This window comes from Puniceibacterium sp. IMCC21224, from assembly GCF_001038505.1.
Lineage (GTDB): Bacteria > Pseudomonadota > Alphaproteobacteria > Rhodobacterales > Rhodobacteraceae > Puniceibacterium.
Window position 1 is genome coordinate 963,662 of record NZ_LDPY01000001.1, and the last position, 20,063, is coordinate 983,724.

Genomic DNA, 20,063 nt, shown 5'->3' on the forward strand with positions numbered 1-20,063 from the left:
GAGAGAGGCAGAGCGATTCGCAGTTGGCTATTGTTGTAAAGGGTAGAAACCCGCATAATCGGGAAAAAGTCACGTGAGCAGAAATAAAAAGGAAACAATTTCATGTCCAGAATCGCCCTCGTGGACGACGACAGAAATATTCTGACTTCGGTGTCTATCACGCTTGAGGCAGAAGGTTTTGAGGTCGAAACTTATAATGACGGTCAGTCCGCGCTGGATGCATTTAGCAAGAGGCTGCCTGACATGGCTGTCTTTGACATCAAGATGCCGCGTATGGACGGAATGGACCTGTTGCAGCGGGTGCGGCAGAAATCGAAAATGCCGATTATCTTTCTGACTTCCAAAGATGACGAGATTGACGAGGTTCTGGGCCTGCGTATGGGCGCAGACGACTATGTTAAAAAGCCATTTTCGCAGCGCCTTTTGGTCGAACGCATCCGGGCGCTGTTGCGCCGTCAGGAGGCGGTGGCCGGTGATATCGTGGGCGACACGGAAGAAACCAAGATCATGACTCGCGGTAGCCTGTCGATGGACCCGCTGCGCCATGCTGTGGTCTGGAAGGGTCAGGATGTCTCGCTGACCGTGACGGAATTCCTGCTATTGCAGGCTCTCGCGCAGCGCCCCGGTTTCGTCAAGAGCCGCGACCAACTGATGGACGTCGCTTATGATGATCAGGTTTATGTGGATGACCGCACCATCGACAGCCACATTAAGCGGCTGCGCAAGAAAATGCGCAGTGTCGATGACGAGTTCTCGGCAATTGAGACGCTGTACGGTATCGGATACCGCTACAACGAAGAGTAACGATGGCCCTGGCCGAGAGGATCACGATGCGCGACAACGCCCCTGCTGAACGCCGGGACGCTGATGTTGTTTTGGGCGACGATTGGGTCGCCCCGGACAGCACGGTCGAAAAGGAAATGCAGGCCAGCCGGGCACGGCGTGGCGTGTTTTCACTTAACCGCTCGCCACTGACGCGCAAGATCATCACTTTTAACCTGATTGCGCTGAATGTGCTGGTGGCGGGGATTTTGTATCTCAATTCGTCACGTGATACGCTTGCCGTGCAGCAGGTCAACTCGATGCAGAGCGAAGTCGAGCTGATCGCCGATGTGTTTGAGGCGCAATTGCCTGCGGGTGCGCCGGTGTCGCTGGGCACAGGTGACGGAATCAACGTGGCCGAAACGCTGCGCGGTATCGATCTGCGCGCCGGGATGGAGCTACTGATCTACGATTCGGCGAATTTTCTGGTGGGTGAAGCGACGGGGACCGTCCCGCCGGCAATTGCTGTGCAGAAGCGTGGTGACGGGTCCAATACCCTGATCTCGGATTTTCTGGCCAGCCTGTGGCGCGGGTTGTCAGGCTTTTTCAACCTCGTTTCAGGGACTGAAGAAGCGCCACTGGAAGATACACTGCGGCAAATGATCGAAACCGGGAACCCCACTGAAACTCGTGTGAGTTCGGAAACGGGGGCGGACGGAGATGCGATATTCACTGCATTGACACCCATTCGGCAGGGTGAGCGGATCGTCGGTACCGTTGCTGTGGTCAGCGATGCCCTCGAAATTGACGCTGCTGTGCGTGCCGAACGCGAGCGGGTGTTGCAGATGTTTGTCATCGCGACGCTGGTGTCTATTGGTCTCAGTCTGGTGCTTGCCTCCACAATCTCAAATCCGATATCGGATTTGGCGGACGCGGCCGAACTGGGGCGCGACCGCCACTCACGACAGAAATCGCCGGGGCGTATCCGTATCCCGGATCTTACCGCGCGTCCGGACGAAATCGGGCGCCTCAGCGGTGCGCTGCGCGGTATGGTGTCGGCGTTGTATGACCGGATCGATGGGAACGAACAGTTTGCAGCCGACGTGGCGCATGAGATCAAGAACCCGCTGGCCAGCCTGCGATCGGCCGTCGGGTCGCTGCGTATGATCAAAAAAGAAGAGCATCGGGTGCGCCTGCTCGACGTGATTGAACATGATGTGCGGAGGCTGGATCGGCTAGTCAGCGATATCTCGAATGCATCGAGGCTGGATTCCGAGTTGGTGAAGGAAGAAGAAGTACCTTTCAACCTTTTAGAAATGCTCAACAACCTGGCGCAGTATTTGGGCGAGGACGCCAAGAAAAAAGGGGTCGAGTTCATCGTCGACCTGCCGTCGCGTCCGATCGAAATTCAAGGGCTTGAAGCCAGGTTGGCCCAGGTCTTTGTTAACCTGATCGTGAACGCGATCAGCTTTTGCGAAGACGGTGACGCAATCCGTGTCTGGGCGCGGCGGCGTGAAAATCGCGTGCTGGTGGTGGTCGAGGATACCGGCCCAGGCATCCCCGAAGAGGCGCTGAGCAAGATTTTCAAGCGCTTCTATTCACAGCGGCCTGAAACCGACTTTGGCAATAATTCTGGCCTCGGACTCGCCATTTCCAAGCAGATCGTTGAGGCGCATGGCGGCGTGATCTGGGCTGAAAACATCCGTCCAACCGAAGCGGATGTGACATCGGAACCCTTGGGTGCGCGCTTTGTCGTGGGCCTGCCGATCTGAGACAGGGGATGTGAGGCAGCTCCAGCTTATCCTGCATGCCAGCGCGGTGGCAGTTGATGGGCGTGCGGTTCTGATCCGGGGCGCGTCTGGCAGTGGCAAATCGGCGCTGGCGCTTGAGATGATGGCGCGCGGCGCGCACCTGGTTGCAGATGACCGGGTGGTTTTGTCAACGACCGAACACGGCATCGCGCTTTCAGCGCCCGACCCGATCCGGGGGCTGATCGAGGCGCGTGGCGTTGGTATTCTGCATGCCAAGGTTGTTTGTGGCGCGCGGCTTTTCGTTGTGGTTGATTTGGACCATTTGGAAACAGAGCGTTTGCCGCAGCGCAGAAAAATATCTCTTCTGGGGCACTCTCTGCCCTTGCTTCACAAAGTTGACACAGCCTATTTTCCCGCAAGCCTGGTACAATATCTAAGGGCTGAACGGAGAGAGTGATGCCCAGCCTGTCAGATGGATCGTTGCAACGCGTCGTTTTGGTCACCGGACCGTCGGGCGCCGGTCGCAGCACTGCGATCAACGCGCTTGAGGATCTGGGATACGAGGCGATTGACAACATTCCGCTCAACCTGATCCCCAGATTACTGGATGGCGCGACATTGTTACGTCCGATGGCATTGGGCATCGACGTACGAAACCGCGATTTCTCGACCGAGGCGCTGCTGGATCTACAGACACGGATGTCCGGGGAACAGGGGCTAAGCCTTGAACTGCTCTATCTTGACTGCAATCCTGAGGTTCTGGTGCGGCGCTATTCGGAAACACGGCGTAGGCATCCGATGGCGCCCGATGCATCACCCACCGACGGCATCGCGCGCGAGATTGTGTTGCTGGAGCCGGTCAAGGCACGCACGGACATTCTGATCGACACCACGGATCTGACGCCTCATGATCTGCGCGCACAGGTGCAGGACTGGTTCGGGCTGGATACCGGGCAATCCATGGCCGTGTCAGTGCATTCGTTTTCGTACAAACGTGGCTTGCCCCACGGGGTGGACATGGTGCTGGATTGCCGGTTCCTGAACAATCCATATTGGCAACCCGAACTGCGCGGCCTGACCGGTATGGACGAACAGGTGACAGCCTATGTCGCCAAAGATCCGAGGTATGCGCAGTTCCTGGATCACGTGCTCAACTTGCTCACCTTTCAGCTGCCGACGAGCCTGACCGAGGGCAAGGCGCATTTCTCAATCGGGTTCGGGTGTACCGGAGGGCAACACAGGTCGGTCGCAGTGACTGAAAATGTGGCACTTAGCCTTGCGCAGGTGGGCTGGCAGGTGTCAATTAGACACAGAGAACTGGAACGGCGCGGTCTGATGCCCGTGACCGAGCGTTTCCTGGCTAAAAGCGGAAGGTCGCCGGAGTGATCGGAATCGTGATCGTGGCGCATGGCGGGTTGGCGCGGGAATACCTCGCCGCGGTTGAACATGTTGTGGGCGCCCAGCCGGGCATTCAGGCGATTGCCATTGAATCCGACCACAACCGCGAGCGCAAGCAATCCGAGATTTGCACCGCCGCTGACGCCGTCGACCAGGGCGAAGGCGTGGTTGTGGTGACTGATATGTTTGGCGGTTCACCGTCGAACCTGAGCCTGCTGGCCTGTCGACCTGACAATCGCCGGATCCTCTACGGGATGAACCTGCCGATGCTGATCAAACTGGCAAAAAGCCGCCAGAAAACGGTGCCGGATGCGGTGCGGGCGGCGCTCGAGGCGGGGCGTAAATATATTGACAGTCAGAACATAAAGCCGAAAGACGGGTCGGGCGAGGGCGACACACCCGCCTGAAGGATTGGAATGCCGGATAACATGACGGAATCAGTGCGCCGCGATTTGCGGATCATCAACGAAAAGGGGCTACATGCCCGCGCCTCTGCCAAGCTGGTCGAGGTGGTGGAGGGCTTTGATGCCACCGCCGAGGTATCTCGGGATGGACTAAGTGCCGGAGGTGACAGCATTATGGGGCTTTTGATGTTGGCAGCCTCAAAGGGAACCACTATTGAGGTTGAAACCTGCGGTCCCGACGCTGTTGCGCTGGCGGATGCCATCGACAAACTGATTGCGGACCGCTTCGGTGAGGATTGCTGACAGACGTCCACTGGACGAGAGGCTGTCACAGGAACGGGATCACGTGACGGCATGGTCGAGACCTCTCAGCCCGCTGAAACCGTAGATATGCCGCGCCCGCAATCCGCGCCTTATGACAAGCGCAAGCTTAGCTATGCCAGCACTTATTCCAACACGTGGAAAGCCAACACAATTCGAACCGTGGAATGGCTGACCGGCAAGTTGCCGTTGTTGCGCCTTGTGCGCCGGTTTGAACGGCTTGGCCCGGCGGACGGACAGGCTTTCTGGGGCCAGGCTCTGGGATTGATGGGGATTGAACTGCGCACCCCGCCCGAGGAGATCGCACATATCCCAGCCAGTGGGCCGGTGATTGTGGTGGCCAATCACCCACACGGACTGGTCGACGGGATGGTTCTGGCCGAGCTGATCGGCCGTGTCCGGACGGATTACAAGATCCTGACACGGTCACTGCTGACCGGGGTCCGCGAGATCGAGGAATTCATGATCCCTGTGCCATTCCCGCACGAGGAAGATGCGCGCGAGCAGAGCCTTGCGATGCGGGCGCAGGCGATGGAACATCTGCACGCAGGCGGTGTGATCGTGTTGTTCCCGTCGGGGGTGGTTGCAGCCTCGGAGACATTGTTTGGGTCAGCGGTCGAGCAGGTCTGGAATCCGTTCACCGCCAAGATGATCCAACGGTCGGGTGCTACAGTGGTGCCGGTCTATTTTCCGGGGCAGAACTCGCGCGCCTATCAGATCGCCAATATATTGTCGCCGACATTGCGGCAGGGTCTGCTGATCCATGAGGTGATGCATGCCTGTCGTCCGGCGCAGGCGCGCAGGGTCGGGTCGCCGGTGGTCGGTGCGCCTGTCTTTGCGGCTGATTTTGCCGCACGGGCTGAACGCGGCCGCGATCTGGTGGCTTGGCTGCGCGAACTTACGCTGGCTTTGGCTGACAGCGCGCGTTGACCGGACACTGTGCCGCGTTAGCGGGTCGGGACGGGCGTTTCGCCGCGGTAGTCGTAAAAACCGCGCTTGGTCTTGCGGCCCAGCCATCCAGCCTCGACATATTTCGACAGTAGCGGGCAGGGGCGGTATTTGGTGTCACCCAACCCGTCATGTAGCACGTTCATGATCGCAAGGCAGGTGTCCAATCCGATGAAATCGGCCAGTTCCAGCGGCCCCATCGGATGGTTTGCACCCAACTTCATCGCTTGGTCGATCGAGCTGACTTTGCCGACACCCTCATAGAGCGTATAAACCGCTTCGTTGATCATCGGCATCAGGATGCGGTTGACGATAAAGGCCGGGAAATCCTCGGCCGAGGCGGCGGTTTTCCCCAAAGCATTCACGACAGCAAGGCAGGAGTCATAGGTTTCCTGATCCGTCGCGATGCCGCGGATCAGTTCGACCAACTGCATCACCGGCACCGGATTCATAAAGTGGAAGCCCATGAATTTTTCCGGTCGGTCTGTGCGGGATGCTAGCCGTGTGATCGAAATCGACGACGTGTTTGAGGTCAGGATCGTGTGGGGCTGCAAATGCGGCAGAAGCGCATCAAATATCTTTTGCTTGACCTCTTCGCGTTCGGTTGCCGCTTCGATCACCAGATCGGTCTGGCCCAGATCGGCAATGTGAAGCGTTGTGCTGATCCGCGCCATCGCGGCGTCCTTGTCGTTCTGACTGATCTTGTCGCGCGACACCTGACGGTCAAGATTGCGGTCAATCACCTGCACCGATGCGTCCAGCGCATCCTGACTGATGTCGTTAAGGCGCACGAAATACCCAGCCAGAGCCATTACATGAGCGATGCCGTTGCCCATCTGCCCCGCGCCGACGACGCCTATCGACTTGATCTTCATGCTCTGACTTCCTTGTTTGCCGCGGTGCAACAATAGGCCTGGCAGGCGGGTCGCCGCAAGGGCAGGTCGTTAAACTTCGTGACGCATTTGCGCATTAGCAAATTTGCAAGGGTATGAGGGGATTCTGATCACGGGTGAGATTAATTAGGTGGGTGAGATGACTTATTTGGAACGAGGCCAGCCCGGCCTTGAATACTATCCGTGTCGCTATGGCCGTTCGAAGGTGCTGTTTCGGGGGCCTCGACGTCCGATGCAGGAAGAATTCGTCGCGTTTCTGGGGGGAACCGAGACGTATGGACGGTTTATCAAGGTGCCGTTTCCAAGCCTTGTGGAAAAGGCGCTGCGCAAGCCCTGCGCAAATTTTGGTGCGATAAATGCGGGCCTGGATCTGTATATCAACGATCCAACCGCGATGGAGGCGGCGCAGCGTGCCAGCGTCACCGTTATCCAGATCCTCGGCGCGCAGAACATGTCGAACCGGTTTTATTCGGTGCACCCGCGCCGCAATGACCGGTTTCTCAAGGCGTCGGACCTGTTGCAGATCCTGTATCAAGAGGTGGATTTTACCGAGTTCAACTTTAACCGTCATATGCTGACGCAGTTGCGGGATCTCTCAGAAGAGCGATTTGATAAGGTTGCCGCAGAGTTGCGGATGGCCTGGGTGTCCCGGATGAAACACATTCTTTCGGTGTTGCGGCAGCCGGTCTATCTGCTCTGGTTCGCGCAATCGTCACCGAGTGAGACGCCGCTGACCGCGATTGAGGGTGAACCATTGTTCATCGACCGCCAGATGATCGAAAGCCTGCGCCCGCGCTGCGCCGGGATCATCGAGGTCACGCCCAGCGATATCGCACGCGCCATGGGGACCGATGGCATGATTTTTAACGAGTTCGAGGCGTGCGCCGCGCAGGAATTGATGGGTCCGCAGGCGCATATCGAGGCGGCGGATGCGCTGCTGAAATCGCTCGACCCGCTGATGCAGAAACAGGCCTGACCTGACAATAAAAATACCCGCCCCCGGTTCAAGGGGGCGGGCCAGACGAATGTCGCAGGATGTGCGATCTTAGCCAAGCTTTTCAGTGAGTTCTGGCAGCGCGGTGAACAGATCTGCAACCAGGCCGAAATCGGCGACCTGGAAAATCGGCGCCTCTTCGTCCTTGTTGATCGCGACGATGATCTTGGAATCCTTCATCCCGGCAAGGTGTTGGATCGCGCCCGAGATACCAACCGCGATGTATAGGTCCGGCGCCACCACTTTGCCGGTCTGGCCAACCTGCCAGTCGTTCGGGGCGTAACCCGAATCGACCGCCGCGCGTGACGCACCAACCGCCGCGCCCAGTTTGTCGGCCAGCTTTTCGATCAGCGCAAAATCGGCCTCGGAGCCGACACCGCGACCGCCCGATACCACAATGCCCGCCGAGGTCAGTTCAGGACGGTCCGAGGCTGCGACCTTGTCTTCGACCCACTCCGAAAGATCGGGGTTGTCGCCAGCGGCGATATCCTCAATCGGGGCCGAACCGCCAGCCGCGGCAGCCTCAAAGGTTGATGTCCGGAAGGTGATGACCTTTTTCGCATCGCCAGAGCGCACGGTCTGCATGGCGTTGCCTGCATAAATCGGACGCACAAAGGTATCCGCATCCACTACTGACGTGACATCCGTCAGCACCATCACATCCAGCAGGGCCGCGACGCGGGGCAGGATGTTCTTAGCATCGGTGGTGGCGGGCGCAACAATGTGACTGTAATCTGCGGCAAGCGAAGTGATCAGCGCCGCCACAGGCTCCGCCAGGCGGTGTCCATACAGCGCATCCTCGGCCACCAGTACCTTGGCAACGCCGTCAATGGTCGCGGCCTCTTTCGCAGCATCCGCCGCAGCGGCACCGCAGCACAGCACGGTCACATCCCCCAACGACTGCGACGCGGTCACAGCCTTGGCGGTGGCATCCATCGCCAGCGCGCCGTCGTTGATTTCGGCAATCAGAAGTACAGCCATCAGACAGCCCCCGCTTCCTTGAGTTTCGCCACAAGCTCGTCCACCGAGCCAACCTTGATTCCGGCGGCACGTTCCGACGGCTCGCCGGTTGTGACAACGGTCAGGCGGGGCGTGACATCGACGCCGTAATCGCCAGGGGTCTTTTCATCCAAAGGTTTCTTCTTTGCCTTCATGATGTTGGGCAGCGACGCATACCGCGGTTCGTTCAGGCGCAGGTCAGTTGAAATGATCGTGGGCATCTTGACCTTGAGGGTCTGCAACCCGCCGTCGACTTCGCGCGTGACCACGGCATGATCGCCGTCGACGTCGATGTCATTGGCATACATCGCCTGCGACCAGCCCAGCAGGGCCGACAGCATCTGACCGGTGGCGCCCAGATCGTTATCAATCGCCTGCTTGCCGCACAGGACAAGGCCCGGCTCTTCTTCCTTGACGATGGCGGCCAGAACCTTGGCCACGGCCAGCGGTTCAATATCGGTATGCACGTCATCGGCCGCGACCACCAGAATGGCGCGGTCAGCACCCATGGCCAGCGCGGTGCGCAGCGTTTCCTGCGCCTGCTTGACGCCAATGGACACGGCGATGACCTCGGTGGCCTTACCGGCTTCGCGCAGGCGGATGGCCTCTTCGACGGCGATCTCGTCGAACGGGTTCATCGACATCTTGACGTTGGCCAGATCGACGCCGGAACCGTCCGCTTTGACGCGAACTTTCACGTTGTAGTCGATCACGCGTTTGACAGGCACAAGAACCTTCATCTGCAGTGGTCTCCATTTGCTTGGCGCGCAAACTTGCGCGACGGTGGGGATTATGAATGGCGTGATAACGCTTTGAGCCAGAGGGAAACAGCGCAAAAGCGTCTTGTTAGCGCCAACCTACGCCGCGTTTCGTCGCATCCGGTGCCCGGTGCCTGCCTCGCCGCCGAAACGTGCTCTGGGAAAACCCCTTCTTCTCTTCCTAAATACGCAAATCCGCAGTCGCAACGGGCGGATCAGTCGCAAATAGCGCGCAACGTCTGCCAATGTTGCGGACTCAGCAGGGTCGCCGCTTCGAACCCCTCGGGTGTCGCCCTGCGGGCAGCGGCAATACGATCACCCAGATCAGGGTGGCTCAGAAAATGCGCGATCAGGCCGCTTGTCCCGCCTCCCATTGCTCGAAACCGCTCGAACATCTGCGCCAGTGCGTCGGGCGGCAGGGCGGCGTCACGCAGCATCTGATGCGCAAAAAGATCGGCCGCTGCCTCGGCCTCCTGGCTATAGCTGGCCTGAATCAGCCGTTCTGCCAGGAACAGAACGACCGCGCCGCCGGCAAAATCGCCAAAGAGCAACCCAAGAACCCCGATTGACCCGGCAGAGCGCAGGGCATGCCGGGTCGGATCGCGGCTGACCACATGGCCAATTTCGTGCGCCAGAACGGCGGCAACCTCTTCGGGCGACTCCGCGCTTTGGATCAGCCCGTCGAACAGCACGACATAGCCACCGGGCAGGGCGAAGGCGTTGACCATGTCGTGGCCCAGAACATGAACCGACAACGGCTGTCCGGGATCCTGCGCGGCGGTCAGGCGGCTACGGATCTTGTTCAGCGCGGCAAGGCCGGGGGCAGAGTCGCACACCGGGACCGGCGACAAACCACTTTCATCCAGTGCATCGCGGATCTGGTTGAGGGTGACTTCGCCCAGGGCCCGTTCGCCCGCAGGCGGCACAAAAGCAGCGAGCCGGTCCGCCAGCAGCGGCACCAGCACCAGGACAATCAGCGCAACCGAAGCAATTGCGGCACCAGCCCAGACCAGCAACCGCCCGCGCCGCGTGACCGGAGCGCGACGCCGCAACCGGGGAAGGCGCGGCGCAAGGCTTCGGTCGGGCAGGATCAGCCGTTGCAGCGGATCATCACGCAAACGCAGCACAAAAAGGTCACCACCAGCCTGATCGGGGACTTCGCGGATGTCGCGCAGAGGCCAGTCGATGTCGACCCCACTGACCAGCGTGGCACGGTCCTCGTCTATGGCGAGCGTGACTTCGCGCGGTTCGGGGCGCGTCCCGTCCAGAAACAGCGCCTGCGAGTGGAACCGGGCGGGGCTGCCGCCGACGCGGATCACGGTGTCGGGAGGAGCCATCCTGCTCATATTGAGGCCCCCACATCCAGCGCCTCGGCAAAGCCTTCGGCCTGCTGCACCTCGTCTCTTGGGCGCTGGCGGATCGCGGACAGGGCGTCGGGATTGGTGACGCTTAGCCCGTTTGCGTAGTGGCGCATCACCGGCAAGGTGACAAACGTATGAGCCAGAGCGGACCATAGCAGAAATATCGTGAAATAGAGCGCGGCACTGACGCCGAGAATCAGCGCACGCGGTACATTTTCCAGAAAATCCAATGCTCCGCCCAAATCCATTTCGACCAGCATTTCGGCTGCCTGCAAAGCCAGCATCAGCGGCGCAAGGATTAGGGCGGGCAGGGCGACAGCCAGCAGTACCATCAGATAGCCCAGCACATAGATCATCAGAATTCGCCAGGGATTGGCCCGCAGCGTCAGGCCGACACCGTCAAGGCGCTTGGTCCCGGTCAGCAGTCGCAGGGTCTCGACTCGGTAATGCACCACCCCGTACAGCGCGATCAGTGCGGAAAGGACCGCCAAAATGCCGCCCATTCCGGCATTTTTGGTCAGAAATGCGGCACCCGCCCCGGCCCCGAAGAGCAGCGCCAGAAAGAGCGGTTTCGTTGCGGGATACAGCATCTGCCATCGTCCGCCCTGTTCCATCCGCGCCGTACCAAAGGATGTGCGTTCTGTCTTGTAGCGCTCCAATGCAAAGGTCATGCGCGGCCAGAGCAGCCCGAGGCTGAGGATGGTGATGGCCCAGTGCATCAGCGCCCGGCCAACATAGCCGCATGCTCCGGAGTCGAGACCGAACCGCAACCCGCGCCACCGGGTGCGGGCCAGAACGTAACGCCGCGACCGGTACTGCGCGTAAAACCACAGCGGGATCACCCCGACAAAGCTGAGCAGATAGGCAACGCCATTGCCCTGAAACAGCGAAAAGCTGATGAACATCAGCGCCAGATTCACGATGCCGATATAAAAGGCAAGGATGACAACGGCGACAAAGAAACCCAACAGCTTTTCCACCGGATCGCCGACATATTCCAATGGCAGCCCGCCGGGGCGGATTGCCGACCAGTACCAACGCCGCAGCCGGGTCTTCATCCAGAAGCGGTAGAATCCCAGCGTCAGCACAGTCAGAAACCCGGTGCGCAGCGCCAGCCCGAACACCGCAGCGCGACGCCCGACCCAGTCAGTAGTCAGCGTGTCAGTTGAATCGGTTGTCACGGGGGAAGCCACGCGGTGCCATGCGACCGGAGGTGGCACGCTTGGCGATCCATTCGGCAAGATTGCTTTCGGTTCGGGTGCGTCCGGCAGGGTCGCGCCACGAGAGGCCCGCCTCCAGGGTGAAGGTGGTTGCATCTGACAGGCCCCCGTCCTTGTACTTTTGCAGCCGCACGCCCTTGCCCCGGCCCATTTCCGGCAGCTCTTCCAGACTAAAGACCAGCACCTTGCGGTTGTCGCCGACCACGGCCACGGCGTTGCCGGTGACGGGTTTGCAGATCTTGGCGCGCACGTCGTCGCGCACGTTCAGAACCTGCCGTCCGCTGCGGGTCTGGGCGACAACGTCGGCCTCGGGCACGACAAAGCCATCGCCGGCAGATGAGGCGACCAGCAGTTTGCGGTCTGGATCATGGATGAACAGATCGACAATCTCGGCCTCGTTCGGCAGATCGACGATCAGGCGCAGCGGTTCACCCATGCCGCGCCCGCCGGGCAGATTCGCCGCCGACAGGGTATAGAACCGCCCATTAGCGCCAAAAGCCAGCAGACGGTCGGTGGTTTCGGCGTGGAAGACAAAGCGCGGTCCATCGCCATCCTTGAACTTCAGCTCGCGGGTCAGGTCGATATGGCCAGTCATGGCACGGATCCAGCCCATCTGGCTGCAAACCACGGTGATCGGTTCGCGGTCAATCATCGCCTCAAGCGGAACATCGGGCGTATCCGTCGCATCGGCAAAGCTGGTGCGGCGTTTGCCACCGTCGGCATCCTTGCCGAACCGTTTGCGGGTGGCGCGCAGTTCGTCGGCGATGGTGGACCATTGCAGGTCATCACTGTCGAGAAGATCCTCGAGTCCCGCACGTTCTGCCATCAGCTTGTCACGCTCGGCCACCAGCTCCATCTCTTCGAGACGGCGCAAGCTGCGCAGGCGCATGTTCAGGATCGCTTCGGCCTGCACATCCGTGAGGCCCAGCCCTTCGTCACCCGATATCGGAGGCGGAGAGACATAGTCGGATTCGTCGGTGGCGCGCTTGCGTTTGGTGCCCCAGTCCTCGCGCATCAGCGCGGCCTTTGGCTCGTCGTCGTAGCGGATGATGTCGATCACCCGGTCAAGGTTGAGGAAGGCGACGATCAGCCCCTCAAGCACCTCAAGCCGGTGGTCGATCTTTTCCATCCGGTGTTTGGACCGGCGGACCAGCACGTCGCGGCGGAAGTCGAGAAAGGCGCGCAGCACCTCTTTCATTGAGCAGACCTTGGGCGTGACCCCATCAATCAGCACGTTCATGTTGAGCGAGAACCGGATCTCAAGATCCGAGTTGCGGAACAGCATGCCCATCAGCATGTCGGGTTCGACATTCTTGGAGCGCGGTTCCAGAATCAATCGCACATCTTCGGTGCTTTCGTCCCGCACATCGGCGAGGATCGGCACCTTTTTGATGTGGATCAGCTCGGCGAGGCGTTCGATCAGCTTGGATTTTTGCACCTGATACGGGATTTCGGTCACGACGACCTGCCACTGGCCGCGGCCCAGATCCTCGACCTCCCAACGGCAGCGCAGGCGGAACGATCCGCGCCCGGTGCTGTAGGCCGTCGCGATGCTGTCGCGCGGTTCGACCAGCACACCGCCGGTCGGAAAGTCGGGGCCGGGGACATATTGCAGCAATGTGTCGTCTGCGGCGTTCGGGGTCTTGATCAGATGCAGGCAGGCCCCGATCAATTCGGCGATGTTGTGCGGCGGGATGTTGGTCGCCATGCCAACGGCAATACCGCTTGCACCATTGGCCAAAAGGTTAGGGTAGGACGCAGGCAGCACCACAGGTTCTGCGAGGCGGCCATCGTAGTTGGGGCGAAAATCGACGGCATTCTCGTCCAACCCGTCAAGCAGCGCCTCGGACATCACGGTCATCCGCGCTTCTGTGTAGCGCGAGGCGGCGGGGTTATCGCCGTCGATGTTGCCAAAGTTGCCCTGACCGTCGACCAGCGGGTAGCGAATGGTGAAATCCTGCGCCAGACGCGCCATGGCATCATAGATCGCCACGTCGCCATGCGGGTGGAAATCGCCCATGGTGTCGCCGCTGATCTTGGCGGACTTCAAAAAGCCGCCTGTCGCGCTCAGACGCAGCCGCCGCATGGCGTAAAGAATGCGCCGATGCACCGGTTTTAACCCATCTCGAGCGTCAGGCAACGCACGGTGCATGATCGTGCTTAACGCATAGGTCAGATAGCGGTCGCCGATGGCGCGGCGCAGTGGCTCGGCCACGTCGCGTGGGTTCATGTTGGGGTCATCGACTGTATCGCTCATAGATGAGGTGATATCCGGCCCCACCGCACCCGTAAAGCGACAGCGGGGAAGATTCTGGATTTTCCCTTGGTGGCGTGTTGGGGAATCGGTTAATTTGAACGAACCCCCGGATCGAGTCTGCTGCCCGAGGGGATTTTTGTCGTAGTGTGACCGGGGGGTACGCGAATATGACGCGCTTTATTCTGCTGAGCTTTGGTTTTCTCGCCTGGGCGTTTTACGAAATGAGCGGCGGCGGCGATTTTCGCGCCGGGTCGGTGACGCTCAGCTCGCCTCTGGCGCAGTCAGAGGCGGCGCAGACGCCTGACGTGGTGGCACGTGCGGACACAAGTGCCGCAGAGCTGACCGGAGTGGCGCGTGCGGCGTTGGCGCCAGACCCATCGTCGAATCTGGGTGTGACCTTGACTGCGGTTGCGCCCGTGACGTCTGTGCCGCAGGTCGATACTGATGCCGGGGTCGCGTCACTGCCGCAGCAACAGGACAAGGCGGCCATCGCCGAAGCTTTGACTCTGGCGCTGGAAAGTCAGGAACCTGCAACCGAGGAAGCTGCGGAAACACTGCAGGTTGTCGAAGACCTACAGCCGAGCATCTATGACACCTCCGGCGATCTGCGCGAGGTTGCGGGCAACCGGGTCAATCTGCGCAACGGACCTGGCACCGACTATGGCGTCGTCACGCGGCTGGGCCGGGGGGATGCGGTTGTGGTGCTCGAAGAGCCGGGTAATGGCTGGCTCAAGCTTCAGGTTGTGGACAGTGCCAGCGTCGGTTGGATGGCGGATTTTCTGGTCACAGCATCGGTTAACTGACGGTCCCGTCGCGCCGCCGTTGCGGGACGGGTTGCACCTGAGCCGCAGCACAGGCATGACGATTCGAGCAATCGCCGGGGGCCGTCATGCAAAAATCCATCCTTATCACGGGCTGTTCTTCGGGCATTGGGCTTGATGCGGCGCGCACATTGGCGCAGCGCGGCTGGCGGGTGTTTGCCTCCTGCCGGTCGCAACTGGATTGTGATCGACTGCGGGCCGAGGGTTTCGCCAGCCCGCGCATTGATTACGAGGACAGCGCCAGCATCGCGTCCGGCCTGGCCGAGGTGCTTGAGGCGACGGGCGGCACATTGGATGCACTGTTCAATAACGGCGCCTATGCGATTCCCGGCCCGCTTGAAGATGTCCCAACAGCTGCCCTGCGCACCATTTTCGAAGCCAATCTGATCGGCTGGCACGACCTGACCAATCAGGTGATTCCGGTGATGCGGCGGCAGGGACACGGACGCATTATCAACAACTCGTCGGTTCTGGGGCTTGTCGGAATGAAGTGGCGCGGCGCCTATGTGGCGACAAAGTTTGCGCTTGAGGGGCTGTCAGATGTCTTGCGGATGGAAATGGTCGAAACCGGAATACATGTCATCCTGATCGAACCCGGCCCAATCGAGACGGATTTCCGCAAGAACGCGATTTTTCAGTTTGAAAAGTGGATCGACTGGGAAAACTCGGCCCGCGTCGCGCAGTATCGCACCTCACTGAAAGACCAACTCTATCAGGGCAGCGCAAAGGGGCCGCAATGGCCGGCCTCAGCAGTGACGGTAAAAGTTATTCACGCACTCGAGGCGCGACGCCCCCACGTGCGCTATTATGTAACGGCGCCGACCTATGCGATGGGGGTGCTGCGCCGGTTGTTGCCGGGTCGGATGCTGGACTGGGTCTTGGCACGCGGCTGAATACCACATTCGCTTTTGCCCCCGACGGGGCTAAATGACAGCACAAGACGAAATGAACGGGTAAGGCACAATGCGGGACGATCCTCTTTTCATCGTGATGGCGCTGGCGATGCTGGTTGTGGTCATTATTCTCATGACCGGCATCGGCGGTTTTGCCAAAGGTGGCGAGTTCAATCGCAAATATGGCAACAAGCTGATGCGCGCCCGGATTGTGGCGCAGTTCGTGGCAGTGATTCTGATCCTGCTGTTTGTCTGGTTGCGAGGGGGGAGCTGACCACATGGTGGTGCTGAACAAGATTTACACGCGGACCGGGGACGCGGGGGAAACTGCGCTGGGAAATGGCGTGCGGGTGGCCAAACATTCGATGCGGGTGACAGCCTATGGCACCACGGACGAGTTGAATGCGGTGGTCGGCATCGCCCGGCTGCATTGCCCGCCCGAGTTGGATGCGCAACTGGCGCTGGTGCAAAATGACCTGTTCGATTTGGGTGCGGATTTGTGCCGCCCCGAGATGGAAAAGGACGCCGAGGCCGAATACCCGGTGCTGCGCATGGTCGCGCCACAGGTCGACCGGCTTGAGCGCGAGATTGATGCGATGAACGCGCGGCTTAAGCCATTGCGCAGTTTCATTCTTCCGGGCGGGTCAGCTGCATCGGCCCATCTGCACCAATGCCGGACAGTGGCGCGGCGGGCCGAGCGGTTGGTGGTCGAACTGGCCACGGTCGAAGCGGTCAATCCGATCGCCGTCAAATACCTGAACCGACTGAGCGACTGGTTTTTTGTTGCGGCACGCATCACCAACGATGACGGCAGCGCGGATGTCTTGTGGGTTCCAGGGGCGAACCGCTAACAGTGGCAGGGCGGCCAGTGGACGGCCCTGCCCCCGAAAGCGTCGGCAGGCGCAGGCCCGCAGGGCTGGTGCAATCGCGACTTGGTTCGCCGTGCCCGATTTCACGCTGCGGACGTTCCGCACTCCATGGCTACATTGGCCCGAAGTTGAGCCAGCCCCCAACCGCTCCGTCGCATTGCAACAAACCTGCGGCTGCGGTATCCCGTGCAGGGTTTGGCGAAGGAATGCACAGATGCGGCACGTATTGATCAGTCTTGCGGTGGGGCTTTTTCTGGCCGGCTGTGCGGATGGCGCGCGTGAGTTGCAAAAACCGGTAGAGCCGCTGGGCAACTTCAAACTGGGGCATGCGATTGTCGTCGCGCCCAACATCGTTCAGGGGCCCGCGTCGCGCGATGCCACGGCTGACGAATGGATCGCAGGCGTTGATGCTGCGCTTGAGGAACGGTTCCGCCGCTACGATGGCGAGAGTTTTTACCACCTCGGCGTTAGTGTCGAGGGCTATGTTTTGGCGCTGCCAGGTGTGCCGTTGGTGTTCAACCCAAAGTCGGTGTTGATCGTCAAGGTTACAGTGTTCGATGACGCCACGCAGAAAAAGCTCAATGAAGAGCCTGAACAGATCACCGTGCTCGAAGCGATTTCGCCCGAGACGATGGTCGGGTCGGGCGTGACCCAGTCCAAGGCGCGCCAGATGGAGCTGCTGTCGGCCAATGCCGCGCTCAAGATCGAGACGTGGATGCGCAAGATGCAAAAGGAAAAGGGCTGGTTTGGCGGGCCCGAAGCTGATCGCGTCGATACAGAGCCAGATGACGCCGAGACGACTGAATTGGACCCAAGGGTGCAGCCGGCAGCTACGCCCGAGGCGCCCGCTAACGCGCCGGAAAATACGCCCGAGGGGTTCGACGTCATTGTGGCCGGTCCGGTCCCGGCGACCCGCTGAACCCTGGCCGCGCGCCTGCGGTTCGAGTTTGTGGGCGCGCCTTTGGATGAGCCGCAACCGCCGCCTTGGTTTGGGTGCTGTGCGTGGCGATCCAGCGGATCAGATCCCTTGATTTTTCCTGTGTGAACCAATACATCGCCCGCGATGAGAAACGGGTGCGTAGGCATCCCCCAACGCAAAGGGCGCCTGGACAAAATGGCAAAGGCAAAGTTTGAACGTAACAAGCCGCACTGCAACATCGGCACGATTGGTCACGTTGACCACGGCAAGACGACGCTGACGGCGGCGATCACCAAGTATTTCGGCGAATTCCGCGCCTATGACCAGATTGACGGGGCGCCCGAAGAAAAGGCCCGCGGCATCACGATCTCGACCGCGCATGTGGAGTACGAGACCGAGAACCGCCACTACGCCCACGTCGACTGCCCCGGCCACGCCGACTACGTCAAGAACATGATCACCGGTGCGGCGCAGATGGACGGTGCGATCCTGGTTGTGAACGCTGCCGACGGCCCGATGCCCCAAACGCGCGAGCATATCCTGCTTGGTCGTCAGGTCGGTATCCCGTCGATGGTTGTGTTCATGAACAAGGTCGATCAGGTCGACGACGAAGAGCTGCTTGAGCTGGTCGAGATGGAAATCCGCGAACTGCTGTCGATGTACGACTACCCGGGCGACGATATTCCGATCATCGCAGGCTCGGCTCTGGCCGCGATGGAAGGCCGTGATCCCGAAATCGGCGAGAACAAGATCCGCGAACTGATGGCCGCTGTGGACGAGTATATTCCCCAGCCCGCACGCGCCGTCGACCAGCCGTTCCTGATGCCGATCGAGGATGTATTCTCGATCTCGGGTCGTGGTACGGTTGTGACCGGTCGTGTTGAGCGTGGCGTGATCAACGTTGGCGACAGCATTGAAATCGTTGGTATTCGTGACACCAAGACCACGACCTGCACCGGTGTGGAAATGTTCCGCAAGCTGCTGGATCGCGGTGAGGCAGGCGACAACGTCGGCGTGCTGCTGCGCGGTATCGACCGTGAAGGTGTTGAGCGTGGCCAGGTGCTGTGCAAGCCCAAGTCGGTGAACCCGCACACCAAGTTCGAAGCCGAGGCGTATATCCTGACCAAGGAAGAGGGTGGCCGTCACACGCCGTTCTTTGCGAACTACCGCCCGCAGTTCTACTTCCGCACGACGGACGTGACCGGTACGGTTGTACTGCCCGAAGGCACCGAAATGGTGATGCCGGGTGACAACCTGAAGTTCAACGTCGAACTGATCGCGCCGATCGCGATGGAAGAAAAGCTGCGCTTCGCGATCCGCGAAGGTGGCCGTACCGTCGGTTCAGGCGTCGTCGCCAAAATCATCGAGTAAGCTACGCAAAAGCGCGCGGATGCTCGAAACATAATTTTCAGGCCGCCCTTCGGGGCGGCCTTTTCTGTTTATCAGACAATTCGTTGGATACGGGATACGTGTTTCTACACCGTCCTTGGGATTGTGTGCAGCGGTGTGGTTTAGCTTCTGATGCTTGTGGTCAACATCTATGGTCCTGGGGGTTTCGTTGTTGCCACCAACGTGAACCAGCGCGCTCCGCTAGCGGGAGAGGTGACACCGGGCAAGAGCGCAGCACCTGGCACGGCGCGGCCAATCCAACTGTTGGCAGGTCCGCGGAACCTTCGCGACCGCTCACCTAGGTGGTAGGGCGTATTCAATAGAATTGATCGTTGTGCATCATAGGCTCTCAATCCGCCCGTTGCACTTTGGCACGCGTGCCATGTCCGAACCTGTGCGAAAGGCGCCGCATGGTCGCCAGCCGACGGGTCAGGTGCGGGGATCGTCACAACAGACTCCCGGCGATGCGGCATACTTTGCCGTGACCAGATTCGCGCTGATTACCTATTGTGAAGGGATCCGAAAAACCAAAGGCTGCCCATTCCTGGGCAGCCTTTGCAGATCTGTTACGCGCTGCTCAGAGCTGCGCGTAACAGGGGTCTGTACAGTTTCCGTATCCGGTCACGCCCTTATTTCAGGATGGACTGGATCAGGGCGCGCTTTTCGCTGTTGCTGTCGCTCGAATAAGCGATGTTGAGCAGGCTGGAAACTTCTGCGTTCGACAGAGCCGAAACTTCGATGCTCGGTGCATAGCGCGAAAGGATGATCTGGTTGGCATCCACAGTCGAAGCTGCCGATGCGGCACCGGTCAGAGCGGCGAGGGAAAGTGCGGAGAGTGCGATGATACGTTTCATTGTCGTGTTCCTATTTGATGAGGGCCAGTGCGGCCCGTTGTTGATTGCGTCGGTGTGTCCCTCCGACTGAACAGCAGATAGGGGCGCCGGTTCGGAAGTTGAAATCACGAATTGCGCGCGACCGATCACGCGGATTTTCCCTTGAATTGAAGTCGTTTATGCAGGTGAGTGTGTGAAATTGCACGATCAATGTGCGGGTCAGGAAAACATGGATTCTGCGCACATCTGCCGACGGACTGGCAGGTTTCGGGC

The 20,063-nt window shown here is 60.0% G+C and carries 21 protein-coding genes; 14 read left to right on the forward strand and 7 right to left on the reverse strand.

Annotation, left to right across the window (positions count from 1 at the left end):
- Positions 1-102: 102 nt before the first annotated feature.
- From IMCC21224_RS04445 to IMCC21224_RS04475, 7 genes are read left to right on the forward strand one after another with little or no spacing between them, the layout of a single operon-like run.
- A complete protein-coding gene (locus IMCC21224_RS04445; protein ID WP_047994321.1) occupies positions 103-804 on the forward strand; it encodes a response regulator transcription factor in 702 nt (233 codons plus the stop codon).
- Positions 805-806: 2 nt separating this feature from the next.
- Positions 807-2,534: a sensor histidine kinase gene (locus IMCC21224_RS04450; RefSeq protein ID WP_082135132.1), complete on the forward strand. Its 1,728-nt coding sequence runs from the start codon at positions 807-809 to the stop codon at positions 2,532-2,534.
- A 46-nt stretch (positions 2,535-2,580) separates the two neighbouring features.
- Positions 2,581-2,970, forward strand: coding sequence for an HPr kinase/phosphorylase (locus IMCC21224_RS04455; protein WP_369796037.1), 390 nt, complete (start codon positions 2,581-2,583; stop codon positions 2,968-2,970).
- Positions 2,970-3,899, forward strand: a complete 930-nt coding sequence (rapZ, locus tag IMCC21224_RS04460; RefSeq protein WP_047994323.1) for an RNase adapter RapZ — start codon at positions 2,970-2,972, stop codon at positions 3,897-3,899. The genes IMCC21224_RS04455 and rapZ overlap by 1 nt, the downstream gene beginning before the upstream one ends.
- Positions 3,896-4,318, forward strand: coding sequence for a PTS sugar transporter subunit IIA (locus IMCC21224_RS04465; protein ID WP_047994324.1), 423 nt, complete (start codon positions 3,896-3,898; stop codon positions 4,316-4,318). Before rapZ ends, IMCC21224_RS04465 begins: the two co-directional genes overlap by 4 nt.
- Positions 4,319-4,339: 21 nt before the next feature.
- Positions 4,340-4,618 (forward strand): HPr family phosphocarrier protein, encoded by a 279-nt coding sequence (locus tag IMCC21224_RS04470; RefSeq protein WP_047996865.1) that lies wholly within the window; start codon positions 4,340-4,342, stop codon positions 4,616-4,618.
- A gap of 51 nt (positions 4,619-4,669) precedes the next feature.
- Positions 4,670-5,566 carry a lysophospholipid acyltransferase family protein gene (locus IMCC21224_RS04475; protein ID WP_047994325.1) on the forward strand — a complete coding sequence of 299 codons (897 nt, stop codon included), beginning with the start codon at positions 4,670-4,672 and terminating at the stop codon, positions 5,564-5,566.
- Between the two features lie 17 nt (positions 5,567-5,583).
- Here the strand turns inward: IMCC21224_RS04475 and IMCC21224_RS04480 are convergent, their stop codons facing one another.
- Positions 5,584-6,459: a 3-hydroxybutyryl-CoA dehydrogenase gene (locus IMCC21224_RS04480; protein WP_047994326.1), complete on the reverse strand. Its 876-nt coding sequence runs from the start codon at positions 6,457-6,459 to the stop codon at positions 5,584-5,586.
- Positions 6,460-6,616: 157 nt separating this feature from the next.
- Between IMCC21224_RS04480 and IMCC21224_RS04485 the strand changes: the two genes are divergently transcribed.
- On the forward strand, positions 6,617-7,453 hold the full coding sequence (locus IMCC21224_RS04485) for a DUF6473 family protein (RefSeq protein WP_047994327.1): 837 nt from the start codon (positions 6,617-6,619) through the stop codon (positions 7,451-7,453).
- Between the two features lie 69 nt (positions 7,454-7,522).
- On the opposite strand, the gene IMCC21224_RS04490 is transcribed toward IMCC21224_RS04485, so the two are convergent.
- From IMCC21224_RS04490 to IMCC21224_RS04510, 5 genes are all read right to left on the reverse strand, one after another.
- The gene (locus IMCC21224_RS04490; protein WP_047994328.1) at positions 7,523-8,452 is read right to left on the reverse strand and encodes an electron transfer flavoprotein subunit alpha/FixB family protein; all 930 of its coding nucleotides are present in this window, start codon (positions 8,450-8,452) and stop codon (positions 7,523-7,525) included.
- On the reverse strand, positions 8,452-9,210 hold the full coding sequence (locus tag IMCC21224_RS04495) for an electron transfer flavoprotein subunit beta/FixA family protein (RefSeq protein ID WP_047994329.1): 759 nt from the start codon (positions 9,208-9,210) through the stop codon (positions 8,452-8,454). Before IMCC21224_RS04495 ends, IMCC21224_RS04490 begins: the two co-directional genes overlap by 1 nt.
- A 233-nt stretch (positions 9,211-9,443) precedes the next feature.
- Positions 9,444-10,574 carry a M48 family metallopeptidase gene (locus tag IMCC21224_RS04500; RefSeq protein ID WP_082135133.1) on the reverse strand — a complete coding sequence of 377 codons (1,131 nt, stop codon included), beginning with the start codon at positions 10,572-10,574 and terminating at the stop codon, positions 9,444-9,446.
- The gene (locus IMCC21224_RS04505; RefSeq protein ID WP_231582014.1) at positions 10,571-11,770 is read right to left on the reverse strand and encodes a DUF898 domain-containing protein; all 1,200 of its coding nucleotides are present in this window, start codon (positions 11,768-11,770) and stop codon (positions 10,571-10,573) included. Before IMCC21224_RS04505 ends, IMCC21224_RS04500 begins: the two co-directional genes overlap by 4 nt.
- A complete protein-coding gene (locus tag IMCC21224_RS04510) occupies positions 11,751-14,066 on the reverse strand; it encodes a DNA topoisomerase IV subunit A (RefSeq protein WP_047994331.1) in 2,316 nt (771 codons plus the stop codon). Before IMCC21224_RS04510 ends, IMCC21224_RS04505 begins: the two co-directional genes overlap by 20 nt.
- Before the next feature lie 167 nt (positions 14,067-14,233).
- Between IMCC21224_RS04510 and IMCC21224_RS04515 the strand changes: the two genes are divergently transcribed.
- The 6 genes from IMCC21224_RS04515 (at position 14,234) to tuf (ending at position 18,939) form a co-directional block, all read left to right on the forward strand.
- A complete protein-coding gene (locus IMCC21224_RS04515) occupies positions 14,234-14,869 on the forward strand; it encodes an SH3 domain-containing protein (RefSeq protein ID WP_047994332.1) in 636 nt (211 codons plus the stop codon).
- 86 nt (positions 14,870-14,955) lie between these two features.
- Positions 14,956-15,780: an SDR family NAD(P)-dependent oxidoreductase gene (locus IMCC21224_RS04520; protein WP_047994333.1), complete on the forward strand. Its 825-nt coding sequence runs from the start codon at positions 14,956-14,958 to the stop codon at positions 15,778-15,780.
- Positions 15,781-15,850: 70 nt separating this feature from the next.
- Entirely contained in the window at positions 15,851-16,054 is a 204-nt protein-coding gene (locus IMCC21224_RS04525; RefSeq protein ID WP_047994334.1) for a twin transmembrane helix small protein, read from the forward strand.
- Positions 16,055-16,058: 4 nt separating this feature from the next.
- Positions 16,059-16,631 carry a cob(I)yrinic acid a,c-diamide adenosyltransferase gene (locus IMCC21224_RS04530; protein WP_047994335.1) on the forward strand — a complete coding sequence of 191 codons (573 nt, stop codon included), beginning with the start codon at positions 16,059-16,061 and terminating at the stop codon, positions 16,629-16,631.
- A gap of 232 nt (positions 16,632-16,863) precedes the next feature.
- On the forward strand, positions 16,864-17,568 hold the full coding sequence (locus IMCC21224_RS04535; RefSeq protein ID WP_047994336.1) for a hypothetical protein: 705 nt from the start codon (positions 16,864-16,866) through the stop codon (positions 17,566-17,568).
- A gap of 195 nt (positions 17,569-17,763) precedes the next feature.
- A complete protein-coding gene (gene tuf / locus IMCC21224_RS04540; RefSeq protein ID WP_047994337.1) occupies positions 17,764-18,939 on the forward strand; it encodes an elongation factor Tu in 1,176 nt (391 codons plus the stop codon).
- A gap of 647 nt (positions 18,940-19,586) precedes the next feature.
- On the opposite strand, the gene IMCC21224_RS04545 is transcribed toward tuf, so the two are convergent.
- A complete protein-coding gene (locus IMCC21224_RS04545) occupies positions 19,587-19,811 on the reverse strand; it encodes a hypothetical protein (protein WP_047994338.1) in 225 nt (74 codons plus the stop codon).
- Positions 19,812-20,063: the final 252 nt, after the last annotated feature.

Coding starts and splice junctions, on each gene's coding strand:
- IMCC21224_RS04445 (WP_047994321.1), top strand. CDS start 103: ATGTCCAGAATCGCCCTCGTGGACGACGACAGAAATATTCTGACTTCG.
- IMCC21224_RS04450 (WP_082135132.1), top strand. CDS start 807: ATGGCCCTGGCCGAGAGGATCACGATGCGCGACAACGCCCCTGCTGAA.
- rapZ (WP_047994323.1), top strand. CDS start 2,970: ATGCCCAGCCTGTCAGATGGATCGTTGCAACGCGTCGTTTTGGTCACC.
- IMCC21224_RS04470 (WP_047996865.1), top strand. CDS start 4,340: ATGACGGAATCAGTGCGCCGCGATTTGCGGATCATCAACGAAAAGGGG.
- IMCC21224_RS04475 (WP_047994325.1), top strand. CDS start 4,670: ATGGTCGAGACCTCTCAGCCCGCTGAAACCGTAGATATGCCGCGCCCG.
- IMCC21224_RS04480 (WP_047994326.1), bottom strand. CDS start 6,459: ATGAAGATCAAGTCGATAGGCGTCGTCGGCGCGGGGCAGATGGGCAAC.
- IMCC21224_RS04485 (WP_047994327.1), top strand. CDS start 6,617: ATGACTTATTTGGAACGAGGCCAGCCCGGCCTTGAATACTATCCGTGT.
- IMCC21224_RS04490 (WP_047994328.1), bottom strand. CDS start 8,452: ATGGCTGTACTTCTGATTGCCGAAATCAACGACGGCGCGCTGGCGATG.
- IMCC21224_RS04495 (WP_047994329.1), bottom strand. CDS start 9,210: ATGAAGGTTCTTGTGCCTGTCAAACGCGTGATCGACTACAACGTGAAA.
- IMCC21224_RS04500 (WP_082135133.1), bottom strand. CDS start 10,574: ATGAGCAGGATGGCTCCTCCCGACACCGTGATCCGCGTCGGCGGCAGC.
- IMCC21224_RS04510 (WP_047994331.1), bottom strand. CDS start 14,066: ATGAGCGATACAGTCGATGACCCCAACATGAACCCACGCGACGTGGCC.
- IMCC21224_RS04515 (WP_047994332.1), top strand. CDS start 14,234: ATGACGCGCTTTATTCTGCTGAGCTTTGGTTTTCTCGCCTGGGCGTTT.
- IMCC21224_RS04520 (WP_047994333.1), top strand. CDS start 14,956: ATGCAAAAATCCATCCTTATCACGGGCTGTTCTTCGGGCATTGGGCTT.
- IMCC21224_RS04525 (WP_047994334.1), top strand. CDS start 15,851: ATGCGGGACGATCCTCTTTTCATCGTGATGGCGCTGGCGATGCTGGTT.
- IMCC21224_RS04530 (WP_047994335.1), top strand. CDS start 16,059: ATGGTGGTGCTGAACAAGATTTACACGCGGACCGGGGACGCGGGGGAA.
- IMCC21224_RS04535 (WP_047994336.1), top strand. CDS start 16,864: ATGCGGCACGTATTGATCAGTCTTGCGGTGGGGCTTTTTCTGGCCGGC.
- tuf (WP_047994337.1), top strand. CDS start 17,764: ATGGCAAAGGCAAAGTTTGAACGTAACAAGCCGCACTGCAACATCGGC.
- IMCC21224_RS04545 (WP_047994338.1), bottom strand. CDS start 19,811: ATGAAACGTATCATCGCACTCTCCGCACTTTCCCTCGCCGCTCTGACC.